Origin of the sequence: Pseudomonas moraviensis (assembly GCF_900105805.1) — a bacterium.
GTDB lineage: Bacteria > Pseudomonadota > Gammaproteobacteria > Pseudomonadales > Pseudomonadaceae > Aquipseudomonas > Aquipseudomonas moraviensis_A.
Genome location: NZ_LT629788.1, coordinates 3,347,750 through 3,367,105, shown reverse-complemented (window position 1 = coordinate 3,367,105; position 19,356 = coordinate 3,347,750). Strand labels below are relative to the sequence as shown.

Sequence of the window (19,356 nt, the reverse complement as noted above, 5' to 3'; positions counted from 1 at the left end):
TGATTGGATTCAATTAGGAAAAGCGGGTTTTGGGCGGTTATCGAACGCAAGATTCCTCCGGATTAGGTGGTGGGTGTGAGGTCCTCTTCGCGAGCAGGCTCGCTCCCACAATTGGAATGCGTTTCCCTGTGGGAGCGAGCCTGCTCGCGAAGAGGCCAGTTCGGCCGTCAAACCTTTCCGACAGGCAACAAAAAGCCCACCAATAAGGTGGGCTTGATGTATTCAGCCGATGATCAGAACAGCTTCATCTTCGGCGCTTCTTCTTTCAGCGGTTCGTTCTGCGCGGTCTGCGCATTCCAGCCACCGCCCAAGGCCTTGTACAGGTTGACCGCACTGGTCAGCTGCGCGAGGCGGTCGGTGATCAGTGCCTGTTGCGCGCTGAACAACTGACGCTGGGCATCGAGGAAGGTCAGGTTGCTGTCGACGCCGATGCGGTAGCGACGTTCGGCCAGGCGGTAGTAATCCTGGTTGGCCTGAACGAAGTCACGCTGTGCTTGCAACTGCTCGGTGTAGGTCTGGCGGGCAGCGAGGCCGTCGGCGACTTCCTGGAAAGCTGTCTGAATCGACTTCTCGTAATTCGCCACGCCAATGTCCTTCTGGATCTTGGCGTAGTCGAGGCTGGCGCGCAGGCTGCCGGCGTTGAAGATCGGCAGGTTGATCTGCGGCTGGAACAGCCACGTCCCCGAGCCACCCTTGAACAGGCCGGACAGATCCGGGCTCAGGCTACCCGCGTTGGCGGTCAGGCTGATGCTCGGGAAAAACGCTGCACGGGCCGCGCCGATGTTGGCGTTGGCCGCCTTCAGGTTGTACTCGGCCTGCAGAATGTCCGGACGACGTTGCAGCAGATCCGAAGGCAGACCGGCCGGCACGTCGCTGAGCAGGTCGTCGGCCAGCGGTTTGGCCGCTTGCAGATTGGCCGGAATACCGGTGCCGAGCAGCAGGGTCAGGCTGTTTTCGTCCTGCGCGACCTGGCGGGTATAACGCGCCAATTGTGCCCGGGCGTTTTCCACGGAAGTGCGCGACTGCGCCAGATCCAGCGCCGAAGCCACACCGACTTCGTTGCTGCGGCTGGTCAGCTTGTAGCTTTCTTCGAAGGCACCGAGGGTGTCCTGAGTCAGCTTGAGCAGTTCCTTGTCCGCCTGCCAGGTCAGGTAAGCATTGGCGACGTTGGCCACCAGACTGATCTGTGTGCTGCGACGTGCTTCTTCAGTGGCGAAGTATTGTTGCAGCGCTTGCTCGCTCAGGCTGCGCACTCGACCGAACAGGTCGAGTTCGTAGGCGCTGACCCCGACCGTGGCCGAGTAGGAGCTGCTGATAGTCGACTCGCCGGTCTGCGAGGCACGGGCCGGCAGACGCTGGCGGCTGCCGGCGGCAGTGGCCGACACCGCCGGGAACAGGTCGGCGCGCTGGATGCGGTACTGCGCCGCGTAAGCGTCGATGTTCAGCGCCGCGACCCGCAGGTCGCGGTTGTTTTCCAGGGCGACCTGGATCAGCTGTTGCAGGGCAGGGTCATGGAAAAACTGCTTCCAGCCCTGTTCGGCCGCGGCTTGCGCCGGAGCCTGGGCCGGCGAATACGCCGGCCCCTGCGGGTACTGGCCTGCGACCGGAGCCTCAGGCTGCTGATAGTCAGGTATCAGCGAGCAACCGCTCAGCACGAATGCGGCGACTGCGATGGAGAGTAGCGACTTGCTCATTGGCCAGCCTCTTTAGGAGTTTCAGTAGTCTCATCCGCGTCGGTCTTTTTGCGCTGACCGATCGACGACACAGTAACGAAGAACAGTGGGACCCAGAAGATCGCCAGGATCGTGGCCGTGAGCATACCGCCAATCACGCCGGTACCGATCGCATGTTGACTGCCTGAACCGGCGCCGGTGGAAATCGCCAGCGGTACCACGCCGAGGACGAAGGCCAGCGAGGTCATGATGATCGGGCGCAGACGCATGCGGCAGGCTTCGATTGCCGCTTCACGCAGGGTGCGTCCCTGTTCATGCAGTTCCTTGGCGAATTCGACGATCAGAATGGCGTTTTTAGCCGCCAGACCGATGGTCGTCAACAGGCCTACCTGGAAGTACACGTCGTTGGACAGACCGCGCAGACTGGTCGCCATCAGTGCACCGATGATCCCCAGCGGTACCACGAGCATGACCGCGATCGGAATCGACCAGCTTTCATACAGCGCCGCCAGACACAGGAACACCATCAGCAGCGACAGGGCGTACAGCGCTGGCGCTTGCGAGCCGGACAGACGTTCCTCGTAGGACAGACCGGTCCAGGAGATACCGACACCGGACGGCAGCTTCTTGGCAATCGCTTCGACTTCGGCCATCGCTTCACCGGTGGAGTAGCCCGGCGCTGGAGCCCCGAGGACCTCGACCGCTTCCACACCGTTGTAGCGCGCCAGTTTCGGCGAACCGTAGACCCACTCGCCCTTGGCGAATGCCGAGAACGGAACCATGGTGCCTTCGGCGTTGCGCACGTACCACTTCTTCAGGTCTTCCGGGCTCATGCGCGAGTCCGGTTGGCCCTGCACGTAGACTTTCTTCACCCGACCACGGTCGATGAAGTCGTTGACGTAGCTACTGCCCAGCGCGATCGACAGGGTGTTGTTGATGTCGCTGATGGTGATGCCGAGGGCACTGGCCTTCTCGTCATCGATTTCCAGCTGGAACTGCGGCTCATCGTTCAGGCCGTTCGGACGCACCTGGGTCAGCACCTTGCTTTGCGCCGCCATGCCGAGGAACTGGTTACGCGCTTCCATCAGTTTTTCGTGACCGATACCGGCACGGTCCTGCAGGAACACGTCGAAACCGGTGGCGTTACCCAATTCCAGAACCGCTGGCGGGGCGAAGGCAAACACCATCGCGTCGCGGAAGCTGAAGAAGTGTTGCTGGGCACGCGCAGCGAGATTGAACACGCTGTTGTCGGCGTTACGTTCGCCCCACGGCTTGAGCATGATGAACGCCATACCCGAGCTCTGCCCACGGCCAGCGAAGTTGAAGCCGGTCACGGTGAACACCGAAGCCACCGCGTCCGCCTCACCGCCGTCCTTGTTGGGACGCAGCAGGTACTCACGCATTTCGTCCACGACCACTTGTGTGCGCTGGGCACTGGAACCGGCCGGGGTCTGCACCTGAGCGAACAGAACGCCCTGGTCTTCTTCCGGCAGGAACGCGGTCGGGATGCGGGTGAACAGCCAGATCATGCCCACGACGATCAGCAGGTACGCCAGCAGGTACGGAGCCTTGCGGGTCAGCATGTTGCCGACGCCGCGCTCGTAGCTGCGTACGCCACGGTCGAAGTTGCGGTTGAACCAGCCGAAGAAACCTTTCTTCGGGGTACCGTGCTCGCCTTTCGGAATCGGCTTGAGCATGGTCGCGCACAGCGCCGGGGTGAAGATCAGGGCAACCAGTACCGACAGGGCCATGGCCGACACGATGGTGATCGAGAACTGCTTGTAGATCACACCGGTGGAGCCGCTGAAGAATGCCATCGGCAGCAGTACCGCCGAGAGCACGAGGGCGATACCCACCAGCGCGCCTTGGATCTGGCCCATGGACTTCTTCGTCGCTTCCTTCGGTGACAAGCCTTCTTCGCTCATCACCCGCTCGACGTTCTCCACCACGACGATGGCGTCGTCCACCAGCAGACCGATGGCCAGCACCATGCCGAACATGGTCAGGGTGTTGATGCTGAAACCGGCAGCGGCGAGGATGCCGAACGTACCGAGCAGTACCACTGGCACGGTCATCGTGGTGATGACGGTGGCGCGGAAGTTCTGCAGGAACAGGAACATCACCAGGAACACCAGCGCGATCGCTTCGACCAGCGTGTGCACCACGCCTTTGATCGACTCGGTCACCACCGGGGTGGTGTCGTACGGGAACACCACTTCCATGCCTTGCGGGAAGAACGGCTTGAGGCTGTCGATGGTGTTGCGCAGTGCTTTGGCGGTGTCGAGGGCGTTGGCGCCGTTGGCCAGTTTCACCGCCAGACCGGACGCCGGGCTGCCGTTGAACTGGGCGCTGATCGCGTAGTTCTCACCGCCCAGGCCGACTTCAGCGACGTCTTTGAGGCGAACCTGCGAGCCGTCCTTGTTGACCTTGAGGAGGATTTCCTTGAACTGCTCGGCGGTCTGCAGACGGGTCTTGCCGATGATCGTCGCGTTCAGTTGCTGGCCCTGCACGGCAGGCAAGCCACCGAGCTGACCGGACGAAACCTGAACGTTCTGCGCGGCAATGGCGTTTTTCACGTCGACCGGGGTCAGGTTGAAGTTGTTCAACTTGGCCGGGTCGAGCCAGATACGCATCGCGTACTGCGCACCGAAGACCTGGAAGTCACCGACACCGGCAGTTCGCGAGATCGGGTCCTGCATGTTCGACACGATGTAGTTGGACAGGTCGTCCTTGGTCATGCTGCCGTCACGCGACACCACGCCGATCACCAGCAGGAAGTTCTTCACTGCCTTGGTCACGCGGATACCCTGTTGCTGCACTTCCTGCGGCAGCAGCGGGGTGGCCAGGTTCAGCTTGTTCTGGACCTGAACCTGCGCGGTGTCGGAGTTGGTGCCTTGCTCGAAGGTCGCGGTGATGGTCATGCTGCCGTCGGAGTTACTTTCCGACGACACATAACGCAGGTTGTCGATACCGTTGAGCTGTTGCTCGATGACCTGGACCACGGTGTCCTGCACGGTTTGTGCGGACGCACCTGGGTAGGTCACTTGGATCGCAATGGCCGGTGGCGCAATGCTCGGGTATTGGTTGATCGGCAATTTCAGGATCGAAAGTGCCCCGACCAGCATGATCACCAGGGCGATCACCCAGGCGAAAATCGGACGGTCGATGAAGAATTTTGACATGGGTTACTCCCCTTTGCCGCCGGCGGCTTTGTCAGCTGCCTGTGCGGGGGCCGGGTTCTTGGTGCCGACGTTCGTCGCCTCGGTCGCTTTGACCTCGACGCCCGGTTTGACGTACTGCAGCCCTTCGGTGATCAGACGATCGCCGGCTTTCAGGCCGTCTTCGATCAGCCACTGGCTGCCGACGGTGCGGCTGGCCTTGAGCTGACGCAGCTCGACCTTGTTGTCAGCGCCGACCACCAGTGCCGTCGGGGTGCCTTTGAGGTCGCGGGTCACGCCTTGCTGCGGCGCGAGAATCGCTGCGCTGTTGACGCCGGCCTGCAGCTGGGCGTGAACGAACATGCCTGGCAGCAGGGTGTGATCCGGGTTCGGGAACACCGCGCGCAGGGTCACCGAGCCAGTGGTCTGGTCAACCGAGACTTCGGAGAATTCCAGCTTGCCGTCGAGCTTGTACTGGCTGCCGTCTTCCAGGGTCAGCTTGACTGCCGCGGCGTTGTCGCCGGCCTTCTGCAGACGGCCGCTTTCCAGTTCGCGGCGCAGCTCCAGCAGTTCCACCGACGACTGGGTGACGTCGACGTAGATCGGATCGAGCTGTTGAATCACCGCCATCGCGTCGGCCTGACCATTGCTGACCAGTGCGCCTTCGGTCACCGAAGAACGGCCAATGCGGCCGGAGATCGGCGCATAGACCTTGGTGTAACGCACGTTGATCTGCGCGCTCTGAAGGGACGCTTCCGATTGCAAGCGGTTGGCCAGCGCAGTGTCGTATTCCTGACGGCTGACGGCCTGCTCATCGACCAGTTGCTTGTAGCGGTCGGAGATCGACTTGGTCGAACGCAGCTCGGCTTCGGCGCTTTTCAGCGTCGCTTCATACACCGACGGATCGATCTGATACAGCTGCTGGCCGGCCTTGACGTCGGCGCCTTCCTTGAACAGACGCTTGAGAATGATGCCGTTGACCTGCGGCCGGACTTCGGCGATGCGGAACGCACTGGTGCGGCCCGGCAGCTCGGAGGTGAGGGTAAAGGCTTGTGGTTGCAGAGTGACGACGCCGACCTGAGGGGGCGGAGCGGCAGGGGCCGCTTCTTCCTTTTTACATCCGCTGAGCAGCGATGCCAGGGCGACGGCAGTGACCAGAGCGGTAACAGCTGGCTTGAATTGCATGAAGATCCTCGGGTCAGGCGCGCAAGAAGCGCACAAGAAGTGTGAAAGAGTAAAAATCGGGCACCGGGTGGATAAGTAGCTTGCTAAGTAATATACTTACGTTCATGGTTGTTTGTAAACACCTGCGCCGCGTATCCACCCTGTTACAAAAGTCGTCGCAAGGTTTGAAATTGTAGGCCGGGGAGTCGATTCACGAGAGATCGCCCCCTCTTTATTCAGCGGATATTCAGCCATCCCTGAAACATCCTGTTTGAGGTTTTACTGCCATGGTCCGTCGTACCAAAGAGGAAGCTCAGGAAACCCGCAGCCAGATTCTGGAAGCGGCCGAGAAAGCCTTCTATGAAAGGGGGGTTGCCCGCACCACCCTGGCGGACATCGCGACCCTCGCCGGCGTGACGCGTGGCGCCATCTACTGGCATTTCAGCAACAAGGCCGATCTGGTCCAGGCCATGCTCGACAGCCTGCACGAACCGCTGGATGAACTGGCCAAGGCCAGTGAAAGCGAAGACGAGCCAGACCCGCTGGGCTGCATGCGGCAGTTGCTGATTCATTTGTTTCATCAAGTTGCACTGGATCCGAAAACCCGGCGCATCAACGAAATTCTGTTTCATAAGTGCGAGTTCACCGATGAAATGTGCGATCTGCGCCAGCAGCGCCGGACGGCCAGTCTCGATTGCAACCTGCGCATCGGCCTGACCCTGCGTAATGCGGTGAATCGCGGCCAGTTGCCGGAAGATCTCGACACTGCCCGCGCGGCCATCAGCATTCATGCCTACATCGACGGCCTGCTGTACGGCTGGCTGCTGGCCCCGGACAGCTTCGAATTGCACGCCGAGGCTGAACGCTGGGTCGACACCGGGCTGGACATGCTGCGCCTGAGCCCGAGCCTGCGCAAATGAAACAAAATGCGCAATTGCCCGGGGAGATGTCAATCAGCCGCCATGGCTGATGATCGCGGCGGGGAGTTTAAACGCAGCGAGCCGTGCATTTTGTAGGGAAATTGTGTAGCTCTTGTGAAACCGTGTTTCGCCGCTTTCCCCTCACCCTAGCCCTCTCCCAGAGGGAGAGGTGACCGACCGGGCTGCTCTTACAAGATACGCCGACCTGGAATATCTCCGCCGAACTCAGGTTCTGAAAGCTCTGCAAATCGGCTCCCTCTCCCTCGGGAGAGGGCTGGGGTGAGGGGCTACGCGTCGTGCCACGCAACAAATCTGAAGCCGAACAACAAAAAGCCCCTGACTCTCACGAGTCAGGGGCTTCTTCATTTCTGCGCTACCGCTTGGTTACAGCGTCGGATAGTCGATGTAACCCACCGGACCCTTGCCATAGAAAGTTTCCGGATGCGGCTCGTTCAACGGTGCATCAGCCTGCAAACGGGCGGGCAGATCCGGGTTGGCAATGAACGGCACGCCGAACGCCACCGCGTCAGCCTTACCGCTGGCCAGCCACTCGTTGGCGCTGTCCTTGGTGAATTTTTCGTTGGCGATGTACGGGCCACCGAAAGCTTCTTTCAGTTGCGGGCCGAGGCTGTCGGCGCCTTCTTTTTCCCGTGAGCAGATGAACGCGATGCCGCGCTTGCCCAGTTCACGAGCGACATAGGTGAAGGTCTCCGCGAGGTTGTCATCGCCCATGTCGTGGGAGTCGGCACGCGGTGCCAGGTGCACACCAACGCGGCCGGCGCCCCAGACGTCGATCGCGGCATCGGTTACTTCCAGCAAGAGGCGCGCACGGTTTTCCAGCGAGCCACCGTACTGATCGGTGCGCTGGTTGGTGCTGCTTTGCAGGAACTGGTCGAGCAGGTAACCGTTGGCGCCATGGATTTCCACGCCGTCGAAACCGGCGGCCTTGGCGTTTTCGGCACCGGTGCGGTAGGCGTCGACGATGTCGGCGATTTCAGCGGTTTCCAGGGCGCGCGGGGTTGGGTAGTCGGCCAGTGGGCGCACCAGGCTGACGTGGCCCTTTGGCTGGATGGCGCTTGGTGCCACCGGCGCTTCACCGTTCAAGTACGAAGGGTGAGAGATGCGGCCAACGTGCCACAGTTGCAGGAAGATCTTGCCGCCGGCAGCGTGAATCGCCTTGGTCACATTGGCCCAGCCACGCACTTGATCGTTGGACCAGATGCCCGGGGTGTCCGGGTAGCCAACGCCCATCGGCGTTACCGAAGTGGCTTCGCTGAGGATCAGGCCGGCCGAGGCGCGTTGCACGTAGTATTCGGCCATCAGCGCGTTCGGCACACGACCTTCGTCGGCGCGGCAGCGGGTCAGCGGGGCCATGATGATGCGGTTGTTCAGCTCGATGTCGCCAAGTTTGATCGGGTCGAAAATAGTCGCCATGTCTAAAAGTCTCTCTTGATAAGGAAGTTGATCAGTGGGAAGCAGCGGCCAGCTCGGCATTGCCGTTCTGGCGGAAAGTAATCAGGGTCACCAGCAGGGCCAGTACGGCGAGTGCGGCGGCGGCCAGTGGCACGCTGGTCAGGCCGTAGCCGTGGGCGATGACGCTGCCGCCGACCCAGGCGCCGAGGGCGTTGCCGACGTTGAAGGCGCCGATGTTCAGGGTCGAGACCAGATTTGGCGCAGCCTTGCCGAAGGTCACCACGTTGACTTGCAGCGCCGGCACAGCGGCGAAACAGGCGGTGGCCCAGAGGAACAAGGTGATCTCGGTCGGGATCAGCGCAACGCTGGTCCAGCTCAGCACCGTGGAAACCACGGCCATGCTGATGAACACGCCGATCAGCGTGGCGGCCATGCCTTTGTCGGCGAGTTTGCCGCCGATGATGTTGCCGACGGTCAGGCCCAGACCGATGAGCATCAGCGTCCAGGTCACGCCACGCGGCGACACGCCGGTAACTTCGCCGAGCAGTGGGGCGACATAGGTGAACAGGGTGAACACCGAGGCGGCGAACAGTGCGGTCATGCTCAGCGACAGCCAGATGCCGGCGCCCTTGAGCGCGGCGAGTTCAGCGCGCATGTCGAGTTTCTCTTCGTCACGCTTGGCCGGCAGGAAGCGGATCAGGCCGATCAGCGCGATCACCCCGATGACGGTCACCGCCCAGAAGGTCGAACGCCAGCCGGCTTCCTGACCCAATGCGGTGCCCAGCGGCACGCCCAACACGTTGGCCAGGGTCAGACCGGTGAACATCAACGCCACCGCCGAGGCACGTTTGTTCGGCGCGACCAGACCGGCGGCCACCACTGAACCGATGCCGAAGAACGCACCGTGACACAGCGCCGTGACCACCCGGGCAAACATCAGCACGTTGTAGTCGCTGGCAATGGCGCAGAGCAGGTTGCCGACAATAAAGATGCCCATCAACGCCACCAGCGCGGCCTTGCGCGGCAGCTTCGCGGTGGCCAGCGCCATGAACGGTGCACCGATTGCCACGCCCAGGGCGTAACCGGTGACCAGCCAGCCGGCACCGGGAATCGACACGCCGAGGTCCGCCGCCACGTCTGGCAGCAGGCCCATGATGACGAACTCGGTGGTGCCGATGGCGAAGGCGCTCAGGGCGAGGATGAGGAGCGAAAGGGGCATGCAGGTTTCCTTGTCGGCTGGCTGACGTTAAGGGTCAGAGCTCTTTACTGAGGGTGCTGAGAAACGCCTGGATGACGTCCTCGTTACGTTTGAAAAAATGCCACTGCCCGGCCTTTTGGCTGCTGATCAGCCCGGCCCGTTGCAGGGTCGCCAGGTGTGCCGACACAGTCGATTGCGACAGGCCGCAACGCTGATCGATCTGCCCGGCGCAAATCCCGTATTCGTGGTTGTGCAACTGCTCGGGGAATTCGTTTTTCGGGTCTTTCAGCCAGTTGAGGATGTCTCGCCGTACTGGGTGCGCCAGGGCTTTTATTATTTCGTCGAGGTCGAGGTTCATGGCGTGGGCTCGTGGGGGCAGTGGCGATATATCGCGATGAGGCGAACTTTAAATCGTTGGATCGCGATATACCAATATGAAAACGGTCTGAGCATCTTGTAAATCGCTATATCGGGTTATAACGATACAAGGGTGCTGAATGTTCGAACCCAGTGCTAAGCTGCGCCCATGAACTATCTCGCGCATTTGCATCTCGGCGGCCAGCGCCCCGGTCAGTTACTCGGCAGCCTGTATGGCGACTTCGTCAAAGGTCGCCTGCAGGGCCAGTTCGACCCGGAGGTTGAAGCGGCGATTGCGCTGCATCGGCGCATCGACGTGTTCACTGATCGCCATCCGCTGGTGGACACTGCCTTGGGGCGGTTTACCGAAACGCGGCGGCGCTACGCCGGGATCGTCCTCGATGTGTTTTTCGATCACTGCCTGGCGCGGGACTGGCGTTTGTATGCCGATCAACCGCTGGAACAGTTCACCGCAGACGTCTATCGGGTGCTGTCCCGCGAACGGCAATTGCCGGAACGGCTGGCGAAGATCGCGCCGCACATGGTTGCCAATGACTGGCTGGGTTCGTATCGCGAATTTGCCGTGCTGGAGCAGGTCCTGCGGGGGATCTCGCGGCGGTTGACGAGGCCTGAAGAGTTGGCGGGAGCGATGCAGGAGTTGCGACGATTGTATGAGCCGCTCAGCGAAGACTTCAGCCTGTTCTACCCGCAATTGCAGGATTTCGCCCGGCACGCCAAACCACCGAAAATCTAATGTAGGAGTGAGCCTGCTCGCGATGGCGGTCTGTCAGTTCATGCAAATGTGACTGACAGACCGCCATCGCGAGCAGGCTCACTCCTACAATGGAAATGTATTTCAGGCAGCAATTGCCGGGCGCATGGGCGATTGTCGGCTTTCCGGGATCGATCCAAACAACACCTTCTGCACCGCCTGCTGCGCTTCGAACGCCAGCGCCGCGCGCTCGCGGCCCTGACAGGCAATCGGCTTGAGCAGATGCACTTCGACATCGCCGCAGTCATGGCTGAACAGGCGCATCAGATGCGAGAGCAAATCATCGTCGCCAATGAACGGCGCCAGCGTGTCGATTTTGCCCTCGCGCAGATAACGGATCGCCACCGGTTGCAGCATCACCTGCGAATCGATCGCCGCCGACAGCAGGCGACCATGGAACGTGCGCAGCGAACGGCCGTCGGTGGTAGTGCCTTCAGGGAACATCAGCAGTGAATGTTCGGTTTGCAAATGACGGGTCATCTGTTTGCGGATCAACTGGCTGTCGCCCGAACCACGGCGGATGAACAGACTGCCGGCCTTGGCCGCGAGCCAACCGGCCACCGGCCAGGTGCGCACTTCGGCCTTGGACAGAAACGACAGCGGCGTGAGCATGCCCAGCAGCGGAATATCGGTCCACGACACGTGATTGCTGACCCACAGCATCGGCTGTTTCGGCAGCTCACCGTGCACGCTCACGCGAAAGGGCAGGGCGTTGCTCAGCCGCGCCATGAAGAAGCGCGACCAGCGCTGGCGACGCTCCATCGAATGGGCCAGACCGATGCGTTCGAACACGCCGAAGACGCTGGCCATGGTCAATCCCAGCGTCACCACCAGCAGCACTCGCGCGATTCGCGCGTACACCCGCAACCGGCTCATCACACCGCCGCCTTGAAGTGCCTGGCGTAGCGCGGGCAGAGTTCGTCGCGCTTGAGCAGGATGAACACGTCGGCGACCTGGAAGTCTTCGTCCCAGCACGGTTCGCCGCAGATCTTCGCACCGAGGCGCATGTAAGCCTTGAGCAGCGGCGGCATTTCGGCGATGACGTTGGAGGGGATATCCAGCGTCGGCAGCGGATTTTTCGGCTCGGCCCGCAGGTGTTCGGTGCACAGATAACGTTCGCGCAAACGCTGCATGATTGCGTGGGCCTGAATGCCGCCGTCCTGCATCGGAATGCTCGCGCAACCCATCAGATAGCTGTAGCCGCCCTGATTGAGTACTTCGGCCAACTCGCCCCAGAGCACGGCGATGGTGCCGCCGTTGCGGTACGCCGGGTCGACGCAGGTGCGGCCGATTTCCAGGATCGGACCTTGCAGATGCGCGAGCCCATGCAGGCTGAATTCTTCTTCGCTGTAGAACTTGCCGAGGCTGCTGGCGGCGGTGTGATCGAGCAAACGCGTGGTTGCGACCAGACGCCCGGTGTTCAGATCACGCACGCCGATGTGGCTGCAGTGAACATCATAATCATCCATGTCCAGACCCAGTTCCGCGCCTTTCAATTTGGCGTTGAACTCGCCGCTGAAGACGGCGAAGCGCAGGGCCTGGGCTTGCTGCAAGGCTTCGGCGCCGACCAGGCGTTCGGCTTGCAGGCGGCGTTCATTGCCGGTGTCGCTGATGCGGGCGATTTGCGTCATGTGAATCTCCGTACGGGCCTTTAACCCGTCGTGGGTTGCAGCCGATCGACTTTCTTTATGCAGCCGTGTTGTGCAAAGTCAGGCTATGTAGCCCCGGTGTCATCGCCATGAACGTTCGGTGATGCTTATATGACAGCCCATAAGGAGGCGCCCGTGCCCTGGACAGAACTGCTGCACCGCCGTGAACGCCTGCCCGCCGCTGCTGATCTGGCCGAAGGTTTTGCAACGTTGTCGCAGGCGCTGGGCAACGTCACGCCGTTCGAATTGGCGGTGGCGGGCGGGGGCGAAGCGCTTGGCCAAGGCTCTTGCATCGGCCTGACTGGCCTCATCGCGAGCAGGCTCACTCCTACACTTGATCGCGTTTGTTCAGTTGGAATGCGATCAAACTGTAGGAGTGAGCCTGCTCGCGATAGCAATATACGAAACGCCACCAACCTGTCATGAACGCCACCTAAGCTCAGCAGACCAACCCCAGAGCCTCAACCATGTTCAAAGGCCTGTCCCTGTTCCTGCTGCTGATCAGCCTCACCGCTCACGCCGAACAATGGCCGAATGAGCAATGGCCAATCGGCTCGCCGATCGCGGGCCCCGCCGTCGAGGCACTGGAAAGTTACGCCTTCCCGCCCCGCAACGACGCCACTCGCGAAGGCATCCGCACCGACGCCTTGTTGATCATCCGCGACGGCCAGATCGTCTACGAACGCTACGCCGGCCCGACCACCGCTCAGAGCCCGCATTTGACCTGGTCGATCAGCAAAAGCCTGCTGGCTACGGTGCTCGGTGTGGCCTACGGCGAAGGCCGGTTCAAACTCGACGACCCGGCCCTGAAGTTCTACCCGGCGCTGGAAAAACACCCGGCGATCAGCCTCGGCCATCTGCTCAACTGGGCGTCCGGTCTGGATTGGCAGGAAGACTACGAATACGCCCCGCTGAAATCTTCGGTGGTAGCGATGCTCTACACCCGGGGCCATCGCGACATGGCGGCATTCACTGCGAACCACGACGCTTATGCCGCACCGGGTCAGGCTTTCCGTTATTCCAGCGGCGACAGCAATCTGCTCGCCGCCGCGCTGAAAACTATCGTGGGGCCGCAGCGTTATGCCGACTATCCGTGGACAGCACTGTTCGAACCCTTGGGCATCCGCCATGCCGTGTGGGAAAGCGATGCCCGCGGCACCTTTGTCGCCTCGTCCTATGCTTATCTCACTGCACGGGATCTGGCGCGGGTCGGCCTGCTGATGGCGCGCGGCGGGCGCTGGAACGATCGGCAGTTGCTGCCCGAGGATTGGCTCGCGTTCAACCTCACACCGTTTGCCGGCTACAAGGCGCATCAGGACGAAGCCGTGCCGGGCGGCCATTGGTGGCTCAATCGTTCTGTCGCTGGTGCAGCATCACCGTGGCCCGACGCCCCGCCCGACACCTTCGCCGCCCTCGGCCACTGGGGCCAGGCGCTGTATGTGATGCCCAGCCGGAAGCTGGTGATCGTGCGTTACGGCGATGACCGCGATGGCAGCTACCGGCACAACGAACTGCTCAAACGCGTGTTGCAGGCGGTGCGGCCATGAAGCGTTTTTTGCTGGTGCTGCTGTTGTTACTGCTCGGCTGGGGCTGGTATGAACGCGAGAATCTCTGGGCGTTTGCGGACATCATCAGCGCCTACACCGCCAAGGAATATTGCTCGTGCCGGTATGTGATGAACAACGATGCCGGGTATTGCCGCGGGTATGTGAAGCAGTGGCTGCCAACCAGCGGTTTTACCGATGACGCTTCGAGCAAAACCATCACCGTCAGCGGCATGGGCCGCAGCAACAGTGCGCAATGGCTGAGCGAACGCCAGGGCTGTCGCCTGAATCCCTGACCACAGCCGATCCCCTTGTAGGAGTGAGCCTGCTCGCGATAGCGGTTTGACATTTAAAAAAGATGTCGACTGATATGCCGTCATCGCGAGCAGGCTCACTCCTACAGGATTTCACCAGCCAATCAATCAGTGGTGATCTCCAGTTTGCAATAACCGTGGAGGCGGTTAAGGTTCGTGCAGGTTTATCGCCCCCACGAGTGTTCAATGTTCAACCGCTCCCTCTATACAGTCTTCGCCAGTCTGCTGTTGACGGCCGCTGCACTGCCGGCCCAGGCCAATTGGTATCTGGACGGCGAATCGTCGCGGCTGTCGTTCGTCAGCACCAAAAATGCCAGCGTGTCGGAAGTGCAGCGCTTTCTGGTGCTGCACGGCAAGGTCGATCCCAACGGTCGCGCCGAAGTCGAAGTCGAGCTCGAATCGATCAACAGTGGCATTCCCTTGCGTGATGAACGCATGCGCAAAGAGCTGTTCCAGATCGAGCAATTCCCCGCAGCGACCATCACCACGCAGATCGACCTGCGCCCGATCAACGATCTGGCCCCCGGCGCGCAGCTGGAATTACGCCTGCCGCTGACCGTCAGCCTGCACGGCAAGCAGCACGAATACCCGGCCGAGTTGCTCGCCACGCGTCTCGATGATCGACGCTTTCAGGTGGTGACCCTGGAGCCGCTGGTGATCAACGCCGAGGATTTCGATCTGGCGCCTGGCCTGGAAAACCTGCGCAAACTCGCCGACCTGTCGGCCATCAGTCTGTCGGTGCCGGTGGGTGCGGTGCTGATTTTCACGGCGCGCTGACATGCGCGGTGCGGTGTTCCCCTGGCGTGACGGCAACCGTTTCGAACTGTTGATCGACGGCCCGCAATTCTTTCCGCGCATGCTCGAGCACATTGCCCTCGCCAAAGAGCAGATCGAACTGGAGCTGTATCTGGTCGAGGCCGGCGCCTGCGCCGAAGCCATCGTTCAGGCTCTGGTCGCGGCGGCCGAGCGCGGTGTGCGCGTCCGGTGCCTGTTCGATGATTACGGCAGTCTCGCGTTTACCCTGACACTGCGTCAGCGCCTGACCGAGGCGGGCGTCGAGCTGCGTTTCTACAATCGCCTGAGCTGGCGGCGCTGGGTCGGCAACTTCTACCGCGATCACCGTAAATTGCTGCTGGTCGATCAATGCCTCGCGGTGGTCGGCGGCACGGGCGTGACCGATGAATTCTGGACGCCGGGCCATGATGTCAGCGAGTGGCACGAAGTCATGGTCGAGATCAGTGGCCCGTTGGTGCTCGATTGGCAATTGCTCTTCGATCGGCAGTGGATTGCCAACCGTTACCGCCGCGCCTGGCGCCCGGCCGCGCATTTCGGGTTACCGCGCCTGCCGCGTGTGCCGGACAAGGGCGAGGGGATGGGCCGCGTCGCTTATGCCGACGCCCGTCAGCACCGCGACATCCTGCAATCACTGTTCCGCGCCTTGAACAGCGGCCAGCAACGCATCTGGATGGCCACGCCGTACTTTCTGCCAACCTGGCAAATCCGCCGCTCCCTGCGCAAAGCCGCGGCACGCGGTGTCGATGTGCGTCTGTTGCTGACCGGGCCGCGGACTGATCACCCTTCGGTGCGCTACGCCGGGCATCGCTACTACCCGCGCCTGCTCAAGGCCGGGGTGCAGATCTTCGAATACCAGCCGTGCTTCCTGCACCTGAAAATGGTTCTGGTGGACGATTGGGTGAGCATAGGCTCGTGCAACTTCGATCACTGGAATCTGCGTTTCAATCTGGAGGCGAATCTGGAGGCACTGGATCCGGCGCTGACGGCAGCGGTGGAGGCGAGCTTTGAGAAGGACTTCGGCTTGAGTCAGTTGGTGAGCCTGGAGCAATGGCAGCGCCGGCCGTTGTGGCGGCGGGTGAAGCAGCGGGTGTGGGGCTGGGTGGATCGGTTGGTGGTGAATATTCTCGATAGACGCGGTTGAAGCAAGATCAAAAGATCGCAGCCTTCGGCAGCTCCTACAATGGCAGGGTGTACACCCTGTAGGAGCTGCCGAAGGCTGCGATCTTTTGCTTTCATGGGTTACAGCAATTCAAAGCTCTGCTGCGTCACCGCCTGCGAATCCAGGCCGATCTGTACGTTGAACTTGCCAGGCTCGGCTGCGTATTTGAGCTGGGCGTTGTAGAACTTCAGGTCGTCCTCGGTGATGGTGAAGTGCACGACTTTCTGTTCGCCGGCCTTGAGCATGATCTTCTGAAAGTTCTTCAGTTCTTTCACCGGGCGGATCATCGAGCCGGTGACGTCCTGGATGTACAACTGCACCACGGTTTCGCCATCACGCTTGCCGGTGTTCTTGACCATGACGCTGGCGTCGAGCTTGCCAGTGGCGTTCAGCGTGGTCGACGACAGCGCCATGTCGCTCAGGGCAAACGTGGTGTAGCTCAGGCCGTAACCAAACGGAAACAGCGGGCCGGTGGTGTCATCGAAATACTGCGAGGTGTAGTTGCCCGGTTTGCCCGGCGTGAACGGCCGGCCGATGCTCAAGTGGTTGTAGTAGGTCGGGATCTGGCCCACGGAGCGCGGGAAAGTGACCGGTAGTTTGCCCGACGGGTTGTAGTCGCCGAACAGCACGTCGGCGATGGCGTTGCCGCCCTCGGTGCCGCTGAACCAGGTTTCCAGAATCGCGTCGGCCGACTGGTTCTCTTCGAGAATCGTCAGTGGACGGCCGTTCATCAACACCAGCACCAGCGGTTTGCCAGTGGCTTTCAGCGCGCGGATCAATTCGCGCTGGGTTTCCGGGATGTTCAGGTCAGTGCGGCTCGAGGATTCGTGGGACATGCCACGGGACTCACCGACAGCCGCGACGATCACGTCAGCATCCTTCGCCGCTTTCAGCGCTTCGTCGATCAGCACATTGGCCGGGCGCGGGTCATCGACCACTTCCGGGGCATCGAAGTTGAGGAAGTTGAGGTAATCGAGGACCTTCTTGTCGCCTGTGATGTTGGCGCCACGGGCATAGATGAGGTTGGCCTTGTCGCCAATCACTGAACTCATACCATCGAACAGCGTGACCGATTGTGTCGGACGCCCGGCGGCGGCCCAACTGCCCATCATGTCGATCGGCGCCTTGGCCAGCGGGCCGACCAGGGCGATTTTCGCGTCTTTCTTCAGCGGCAGGGTTTCGTTCTGATTCTTCAGCAGCACCAGACTGCGACGCGCCACCTCACGGGCCTCGGCGCGGTGCAGGCGGTTTTCGGCGTAGGTGTCGGCCGGATCATCTGCAGCCTTGCCGATGCGCAGGTACGGATCCTTGAACAGGCCCATGTCGTACTTGGCCGCGAGCACTTCGCGCACAGCGTTGTCGATGTCTTTCTGTTCGATTTCGCCGGACTTGAGCAGCCCCGGCAGCTCTTTGCCGTAGAGGGTGTCGTTCATACTCATGTCGATGCCGGCCTTGATCGCCAGCTTCGCCGCTTCACGACCGTCGCGGGCGACGCCGTGCTTGATCAGTTCGAAGATCGCGCCGTGGTCGCTGACCGCCAGGCCCTTGAAGCCCCAATCCTTGCGCAGCAGATCGTTCATCAGCCAGGTGTTGGCCGTGGCCGGAATGCCGTTGATCGAGTTCAACGCCACCATCACACCGCCAGCACCGGCATCGATCGCGGCGCGGTAGGGCGGCAGGTAATCCTGGTACATCTTCACCGGGCTCATGTCGACGGTGTTGTAGTCGCGACCGCCCTCGACCGCGCCGTACAGGGCGAAGTGCTTGACGCTGGCCATGATGCTGTCGGCGGCGCTCGGGGTTTCGCCCTGATAGGCCTTGACCATGACTTTGGCGATGCGCGAAGTCAGGTAGGTGTCTTCACCGAAACCTTCGGAACTGCGGCCCCAGCGCGGGTCGCGGGAGATATCGACCATCGGCGCAAAGGTGATGTCGAGACTGTCAGCGGCGGCTTCTTTCGCCGCAACCCGACCGGACTGGCCGATGGCGTCCATGTCCCAGCTCGACGCGAGGGCCAGCGGAATCGGGAAAATCGTACGGTGACCGTGGATCACGTCGTACGCGAAAAACATCGGGATCTTCAGGCGACTGCGCATGGCAGCGTCCTGCATTGGACGGTTTTCCGCGCGGGTGATCGAGTTGAAGGTGCCGCCGATGTTGCCGGCGGCGATCTCCTTGCGGATCAGCTCGCGGGGCATTTCCGGGCCGATGCTGATCAGGCGCAACTGGCCGATCTTCTCGTCGAGGGTCATTTGTTTCATCAGGTTGCTGATGAAAGCGTCCTTGTTCTCCAGGGGTACCGGGGTCGTGGCGGCCAGTACCTGATGACTGGCCAGGCTGACGAACAGACCCAGCAAACACAGCTTCTTCATGAATTTTTTCTCAAGGGCCCAAACGGTGAGGCAACACCGGCCAGCCAAAATGTAGGGAGCGACTATTGTTGTTCGGGTACCGGCGCAAAACCCTGAGCCGGAAAACCGCAGCCGACCGCGGCAATGTGAACACGAAGGGCACTTTTTAGCCGATTAACCCGTCGCATGCCAGTGGCGGCGCCGATTATGCCCCAACCGCTGGCCGGGAATGCCCAGCGCTCGGTTTTTAAATCAAATGTGTCATGGAGCATCACTGCAATGAATATCAGCCCAACCTCTCGTTCACGGCTACAGATCGCCACGTTGCTGGTGTTCGCCACGCTGTTGACCGCGTGCGGCATCAACAATATCCCGACCCTCGATGAACAGGCGAAAGCCGCCTGGGGCCAGGTGCAGAACCAGTACCAGCGCCGCGCCGACCTGATTCCCAATCTGGTGGAAACCGTGAAGGGCTACGCGGCCCACGAACAGGAAACCCTGACTGCAGTGATCGAGGCACGGGCCAAGGCAACCTCGATTCAGGTCGATGCCAGCACCCTCGACAATCCCGAGAAGCTCAAGCAGTTCCAGCAGGCGCAGGATCAACTGACCGGCGCGTTGAGCCGTCTGATGGTGGTCTCCGAGCGCTACCCGGATCTGAAGGCCAACCAGAATTTCCTTGCCCTGCAATCGCAACTCGAAGGCACGGAAAACCGGATTGCCGTGGCGCGTCGCGATTTCATTCTGGCGGTGCAGAAATACAACACCGAGATCCGCACCTTCCCCGGTCGCCTGTGGCACAGCGTGATGTACAGCGATCTGCCGATGCGCGAAACCTTCGAAGCCACCACGCCCGGCGCGGAAAAGGCCCCGGAAGTGAAATTCTGAT

At 61.3% G+C, this 19,356-nt stretch carries 16 protein-coding genes and 1 pseudogene; 8 read left to right on the top strand and 9 right to left on the bottom strand.

Going from position 1 to position 19,356, the window contains the following annotated elements; genetic code table 11:
* Window positions 1–233 precede the first annotated feature (233 nt).
* From emhC to emhA, 3 genes are read right to left on the bottom strand one after another with little or no spacing between them, the layout of a single operon-like run.
* The gene (emhC, locus tag BLU71_RS14975; protein ID WP_042608184.1) at window positions 234–1,694 is read right to left on the bottom strand and encodes an efflux RND transporter outer membrane subunit EmhC; all 1,461 of its coding nucleotides are present in this window, start codon (window positions 1,692–1,694) and stop codon (window positions 234–236) included.
* Complete coding sequence (gene emhB / locus BLU71_RS14970; protein ID WP_039762672.1) at window positions 1,691–4,855, bottom strand: efflux RND transporter permease subunit EmhB; 3,165 nt, start codon at window positions 4,853–4,855, stop codon at window positions 1,691–1,693. Before emhB ends, emhC begins: the two co-directional genes overlap by 4 nt.
* A 3-nt stretch (window positions 4,856–4,858) precedes the next feature.
* Window positions 4,859–6,016, bottom strand: a complete 1,158-nt coding sequence (gene emhA, locus BLU71_RS14965; protein ID WP_016771331.1) for an efflux RND transporter periplasmic adaptor subunit EmhA — start codon at window positions 6,014–6,016, stop codon at window positions 4,859–4,861.
* Between the two features lie 266 nt (window positions 6,017–6,282).
* Here emhA and emhR point away from each other — a divergent pair, with 266 nt between their 5' ends.
* The gene (emhR, locus tag BLU71_RS14960; RefSeq protein ID WP_016771330.1) at window positions 6,283–6,915 is read left to right on the top strand and encodes an efflux system transcriptional repressor EmhR; all 633 of its coding nucleotides are present in this window, start codon (window positions 6,283–6,285) and stop codon (window positions 6,913–6,915) included.
* A 384-nt stretch (window positions 6,916–7,299) separates the two neighbouring features.
* On the opposite strand, the gene BLU71_RS14955 is transcribed toward emhR, so the two are convergent.
* From BLU71_RS14955 to BLU71_RS14945, 3 genes are read right to left on the bottom strand one after another with little or no spacing between them, the layout of a single operon-like run.
* Window positions 7,300–8,349: an alkene reductase gene (locus BLU71_RS14955; protein ID WP_065615224.1), complete on the bottom strand. Its 1,050-nt coding sequence runs from the start codon at window positions 8,347–8,349 to the stop codon at window positions 7,300–7,302.
* A gap of 31 nt (window positions 8,350–8,380) precedes the next feature.
* Window positions 8,381–9,547, bottom strand: coding sequence for an MFS transporter (locus BLU71_RS14950; RefSeq protein WP_064364180.1), 1,167 nt, complete (start codon window positions 9,545–9,547; stop codon window positions 8,381–8,383).
* Between the two features lie 34 nt (window positions 9,548–9,581).
* The gene (locus BLU71_RS14945) at window positions 9,582–9,884 is read right to left on the bottom strand and encodes an ArsR/SmtB family transcription factor (RefSeq protein WP_007917068.1); all 303 of its coding nucleotides are present in this window, start codon (window positions 9,882–9,884) and stop codon (window positions 9,582–9,584) included.
* Window positions 9,885–10,052: 168 nt separating this feature from the next.
* On the opposite strand from BLU71_RS14945, the gene BLU71_RS14940 reads away from it, so the two are divergent.
* Window positions 10,053–10,637, top strand: a complete 585-nt coding sequence (locus BLU71_RS14940) for an ACP phosphodiesterase (RefSeq protein ID WP_083353394.1) — start codon at window positions 10,053–10,055, stop codon at window positions 10,635–10,637.
* Between the two features lie 102 nt (window positions 10,638–10,739).
* On the opposite strand, the gene BLU71_RS14935 is transcribed toward BLU71_RS14940, so the two are convergent.
* Together BLU71_RS14935 and olsB are read right to left on the bottom strand one after the other, a co-directional pair.
* Window positions 10,740–11,531, bottom strand: coding sequence for a lysophospholipid acyltransferase family protein (locus tag BLU71_RS14935; RefSeq protein ID WP_042608180.1), 792 nt, complete (start codon window positions 11,529–11,531; stop codon window positions 10,740–10,742).
* On the bottom strand, window positions 11,531–12,286 hold the full coding sequence (gene olsB, locus BLU71_RS14930; protein WP_042608179.1) for an L-ornithine N(alpha)-acyltransferase: 756 nt from the start codon (window positions 12,284–12,286) through the stop codon (window positions 11,531–11,533). The genes BLU71_RS14935 and olsB overlap by 1 nt, the downstream gene beginning before the upstream one ends.
* A gap of 153 nt (window positions 12,287–12,439) precedes the next feature.
* On the opposite strand from olsB, the pseudogene BLU71_RS27345 reads away from it, so the two are divergent.
* The 5 genes and pseudogenes from BLU71_RS27345 to BLU71_RS14905 all read left to right on the top strand — a co-directional run.
* A pseudogene (locus BLU71_RS27345) lies at window positions 12,440–12,568 on the top strand (acyl-CoA dehydrogenase); the annotation flags it as partial.
* Window positions 12,569–12,771: 203 nt separating this feature from the next.
* Window positions 12,772–13,851, top strand: a complete 1,080-nt coding sequence (locus BLU71_RS14920) for a serine hydrolase domain-containing protein (protein WP_083353392.1) — start codon at window positions 12,772–12,774, stop codon at window positions 13,849–13,851.
* Window positions 13,848–14,144 (top strand): hypothetical protein, encoded by a 297-nt coding sequence (locus BLU71_RS14915; RefSeq protein ID WP_064364175.1) that lies wholly within the window; start codon window positions 13,848–13,850, stop codon window positions 14,142–14,144. The genes BLU71_RS14920 and BLU71_RS14915 overlap by 4 nt, the downstream gene beginning before the upstream one ends.
* Before the next feature lie 204 nt (window positions 14,145–14,348).
* Window positions 14,349–14,939, top strand: coding sequence for a YceI family protein (locus tag BLU71_RS14910; RefSeq protein WP_042608176.1), 591 nt, complete (start codon window positions 14,349–14,351; stop codon window positions 14,937–14,939).
* 1 nt (window position 14,940) lies between these two features.
* Window positions 14,941–16,098 carry a phospholipase D-like domain-containing protein gene (locus BLU71_RS14905; RefSeq protein WP_083353391.1) on the top strand — a complete coding sequence of 386 codons (1,158 nt, stop codon included), beginning with the start codon at window positions 14,941–14,943 and terminating at the stop codon, window positions 16,096–16,098.
* A gap of 98 nt (window positions 16,099–16,196) precedes the next feature.
* Here BLU71_RS14905 and bglX read toward each other — a convergent pair whose 3' ends face one another.
* On the bottom strand, window positions 16,197–18,488 hold the full coding sequence (bglX, locus tag BLU71_RS14900; protein ID WP_083353390.1) for a beta-glucosidase BglX: 2,292 nt from the start codon (window positions 18,486–18,488) through the stop codon (window positions 16,197–16,199).
* A 258-nt stretch (window positions 18,489–18,746) separates the two neighbouring features.
* Here bglX and BLU71_RS14895 point away from each other — a divergent pair, with 258 nt between their 5' ends.
* Window positions 18,747–19,355, top strand: a complete 609-nt coding sequence (locus BLU71_RS14895; protein ID WP_042608173.1) for a LemA family protein — start codon at window positions 18,747–18,749, stop codon at window positions 19,353–19,355.
* Window position 19,356 lies beyond the last annotated feature (1 nt).

Excerpts from the sequence above, each read along its gene's own strand:
- emhR (WP_016771330.1), top strand. The coding sequence starts at position 6,283 with ATGGTCCGTCGTACCAAAGAGGAAGCTCAGGAAACCCGCAGCCAGATT.
- BLU71_RS14940 (WP_083353394.1), top strand. The coding sequence starts at position 10,053 with ATGAACTATCTCGCGCATTTGCATCTCGGCGGCCAGCGCCCCGGTCAG.
- bglX (WP_083353390.1), bottom strand. The coding sequence starts at position 18,488 with ATGAAGAAGCTGTGTTTGCTGGGTCTGTTCGTCAGCCTGGCCAGTCAT.
- emhC (WP_042608184.1), bottom strand. The coding sequence starts at position 1,694 with ATGAGCAAGTCGCTACTCTCCATCGCAGTCGCCGCATTCGTGCTGAGC.
- BLU71_RS14955 (WP_065615224.1), bottom strand. The coding sequence starts at position 8,349 with ATGGCGACTATTTTCGACCCGATCAAACTTGGCGACATCGAGCTGAAC.
- emhA (WP_016771331.1), bottom strand. The coding sequence starts at position 6,016 with ATGCAATTCAAGCCAGCTGTTACCGCTCTGGTCACTGCCGTCGCCCTG.
- BLU71_RS14915 (WP_064364175.1), top strand. The coding sequence starts at position 13,848 with ATGAAGCGTTTTTTGCTGGTGCTGCTGTTGTTACTGCTCGGCTGGGGC.
- BLU71_RS14935 (WP_042608180.1), bottom strand. The coding sequence starts at position 11,531 with ATGAGCCGGTTGCGGGTGTACGCGCGAATCGCGCGAGTGCTGCTGGTG.
- BLU71_RS14910 (WP_042608176.1), top strand. The coding sequence starts at position 14,349 with ATGTTCAACCGCTCCCTCTATACAGTCTTCGCCAGTCTGCTGTTGACG.
- emhB (WP_039762672.1), bottom strand. The coding sequence starts at position 4,855 with ATGTCAAAATTCTTCATCGACCGTCCGATTTTCGCCTGGGTGATCGCC.
- BLU71_RS14945 (WP_007917068.1), bottom strand. The coding sequence starts at position 9,884 with ATGAACCTCGACCTCGACGAAATAATAAAAGCCCTGGCGCACCCAGTA.
- BLU71_RS14905 (WP_083353391.1), top strand. The coding sequence starts at position 14,941 with ATGCGCGGTGCGGTGTTCCCCTGGCGTGACGGCAACCGTTTCGAACTG.
- olsB (WP_042608179.1), bottom strand. The coding sequence starts at position 12,286 with ATGACGCAAATCGCCCGCATCAGCGACACCGGCAATGAACGCCGCCTG.
- BLU71_RS14895 (WP_042608173.1), top strand. The coding sequence starts at position 18,747 with ATGAATATCAGCCCAACCTCTCGTTCACGGCTACAGATCGCCACGTTG.
- BLU71_RS14920 (WP_083353392.1), top strand. The coding sequence starts at position 12,772 with ATGTTCAAAGGCCTGTCCCTGTTCCTGCTGCTGATCAGCCTCACCGCT.
- BLU71_RS14950 (WP_064364180.1), bottom strand. The coding sequence starts at position 9,547 with ATGCCCCTTTCGCTCCTCATCCTCGCCCTGAGCGCCTTCGCCATCGGC.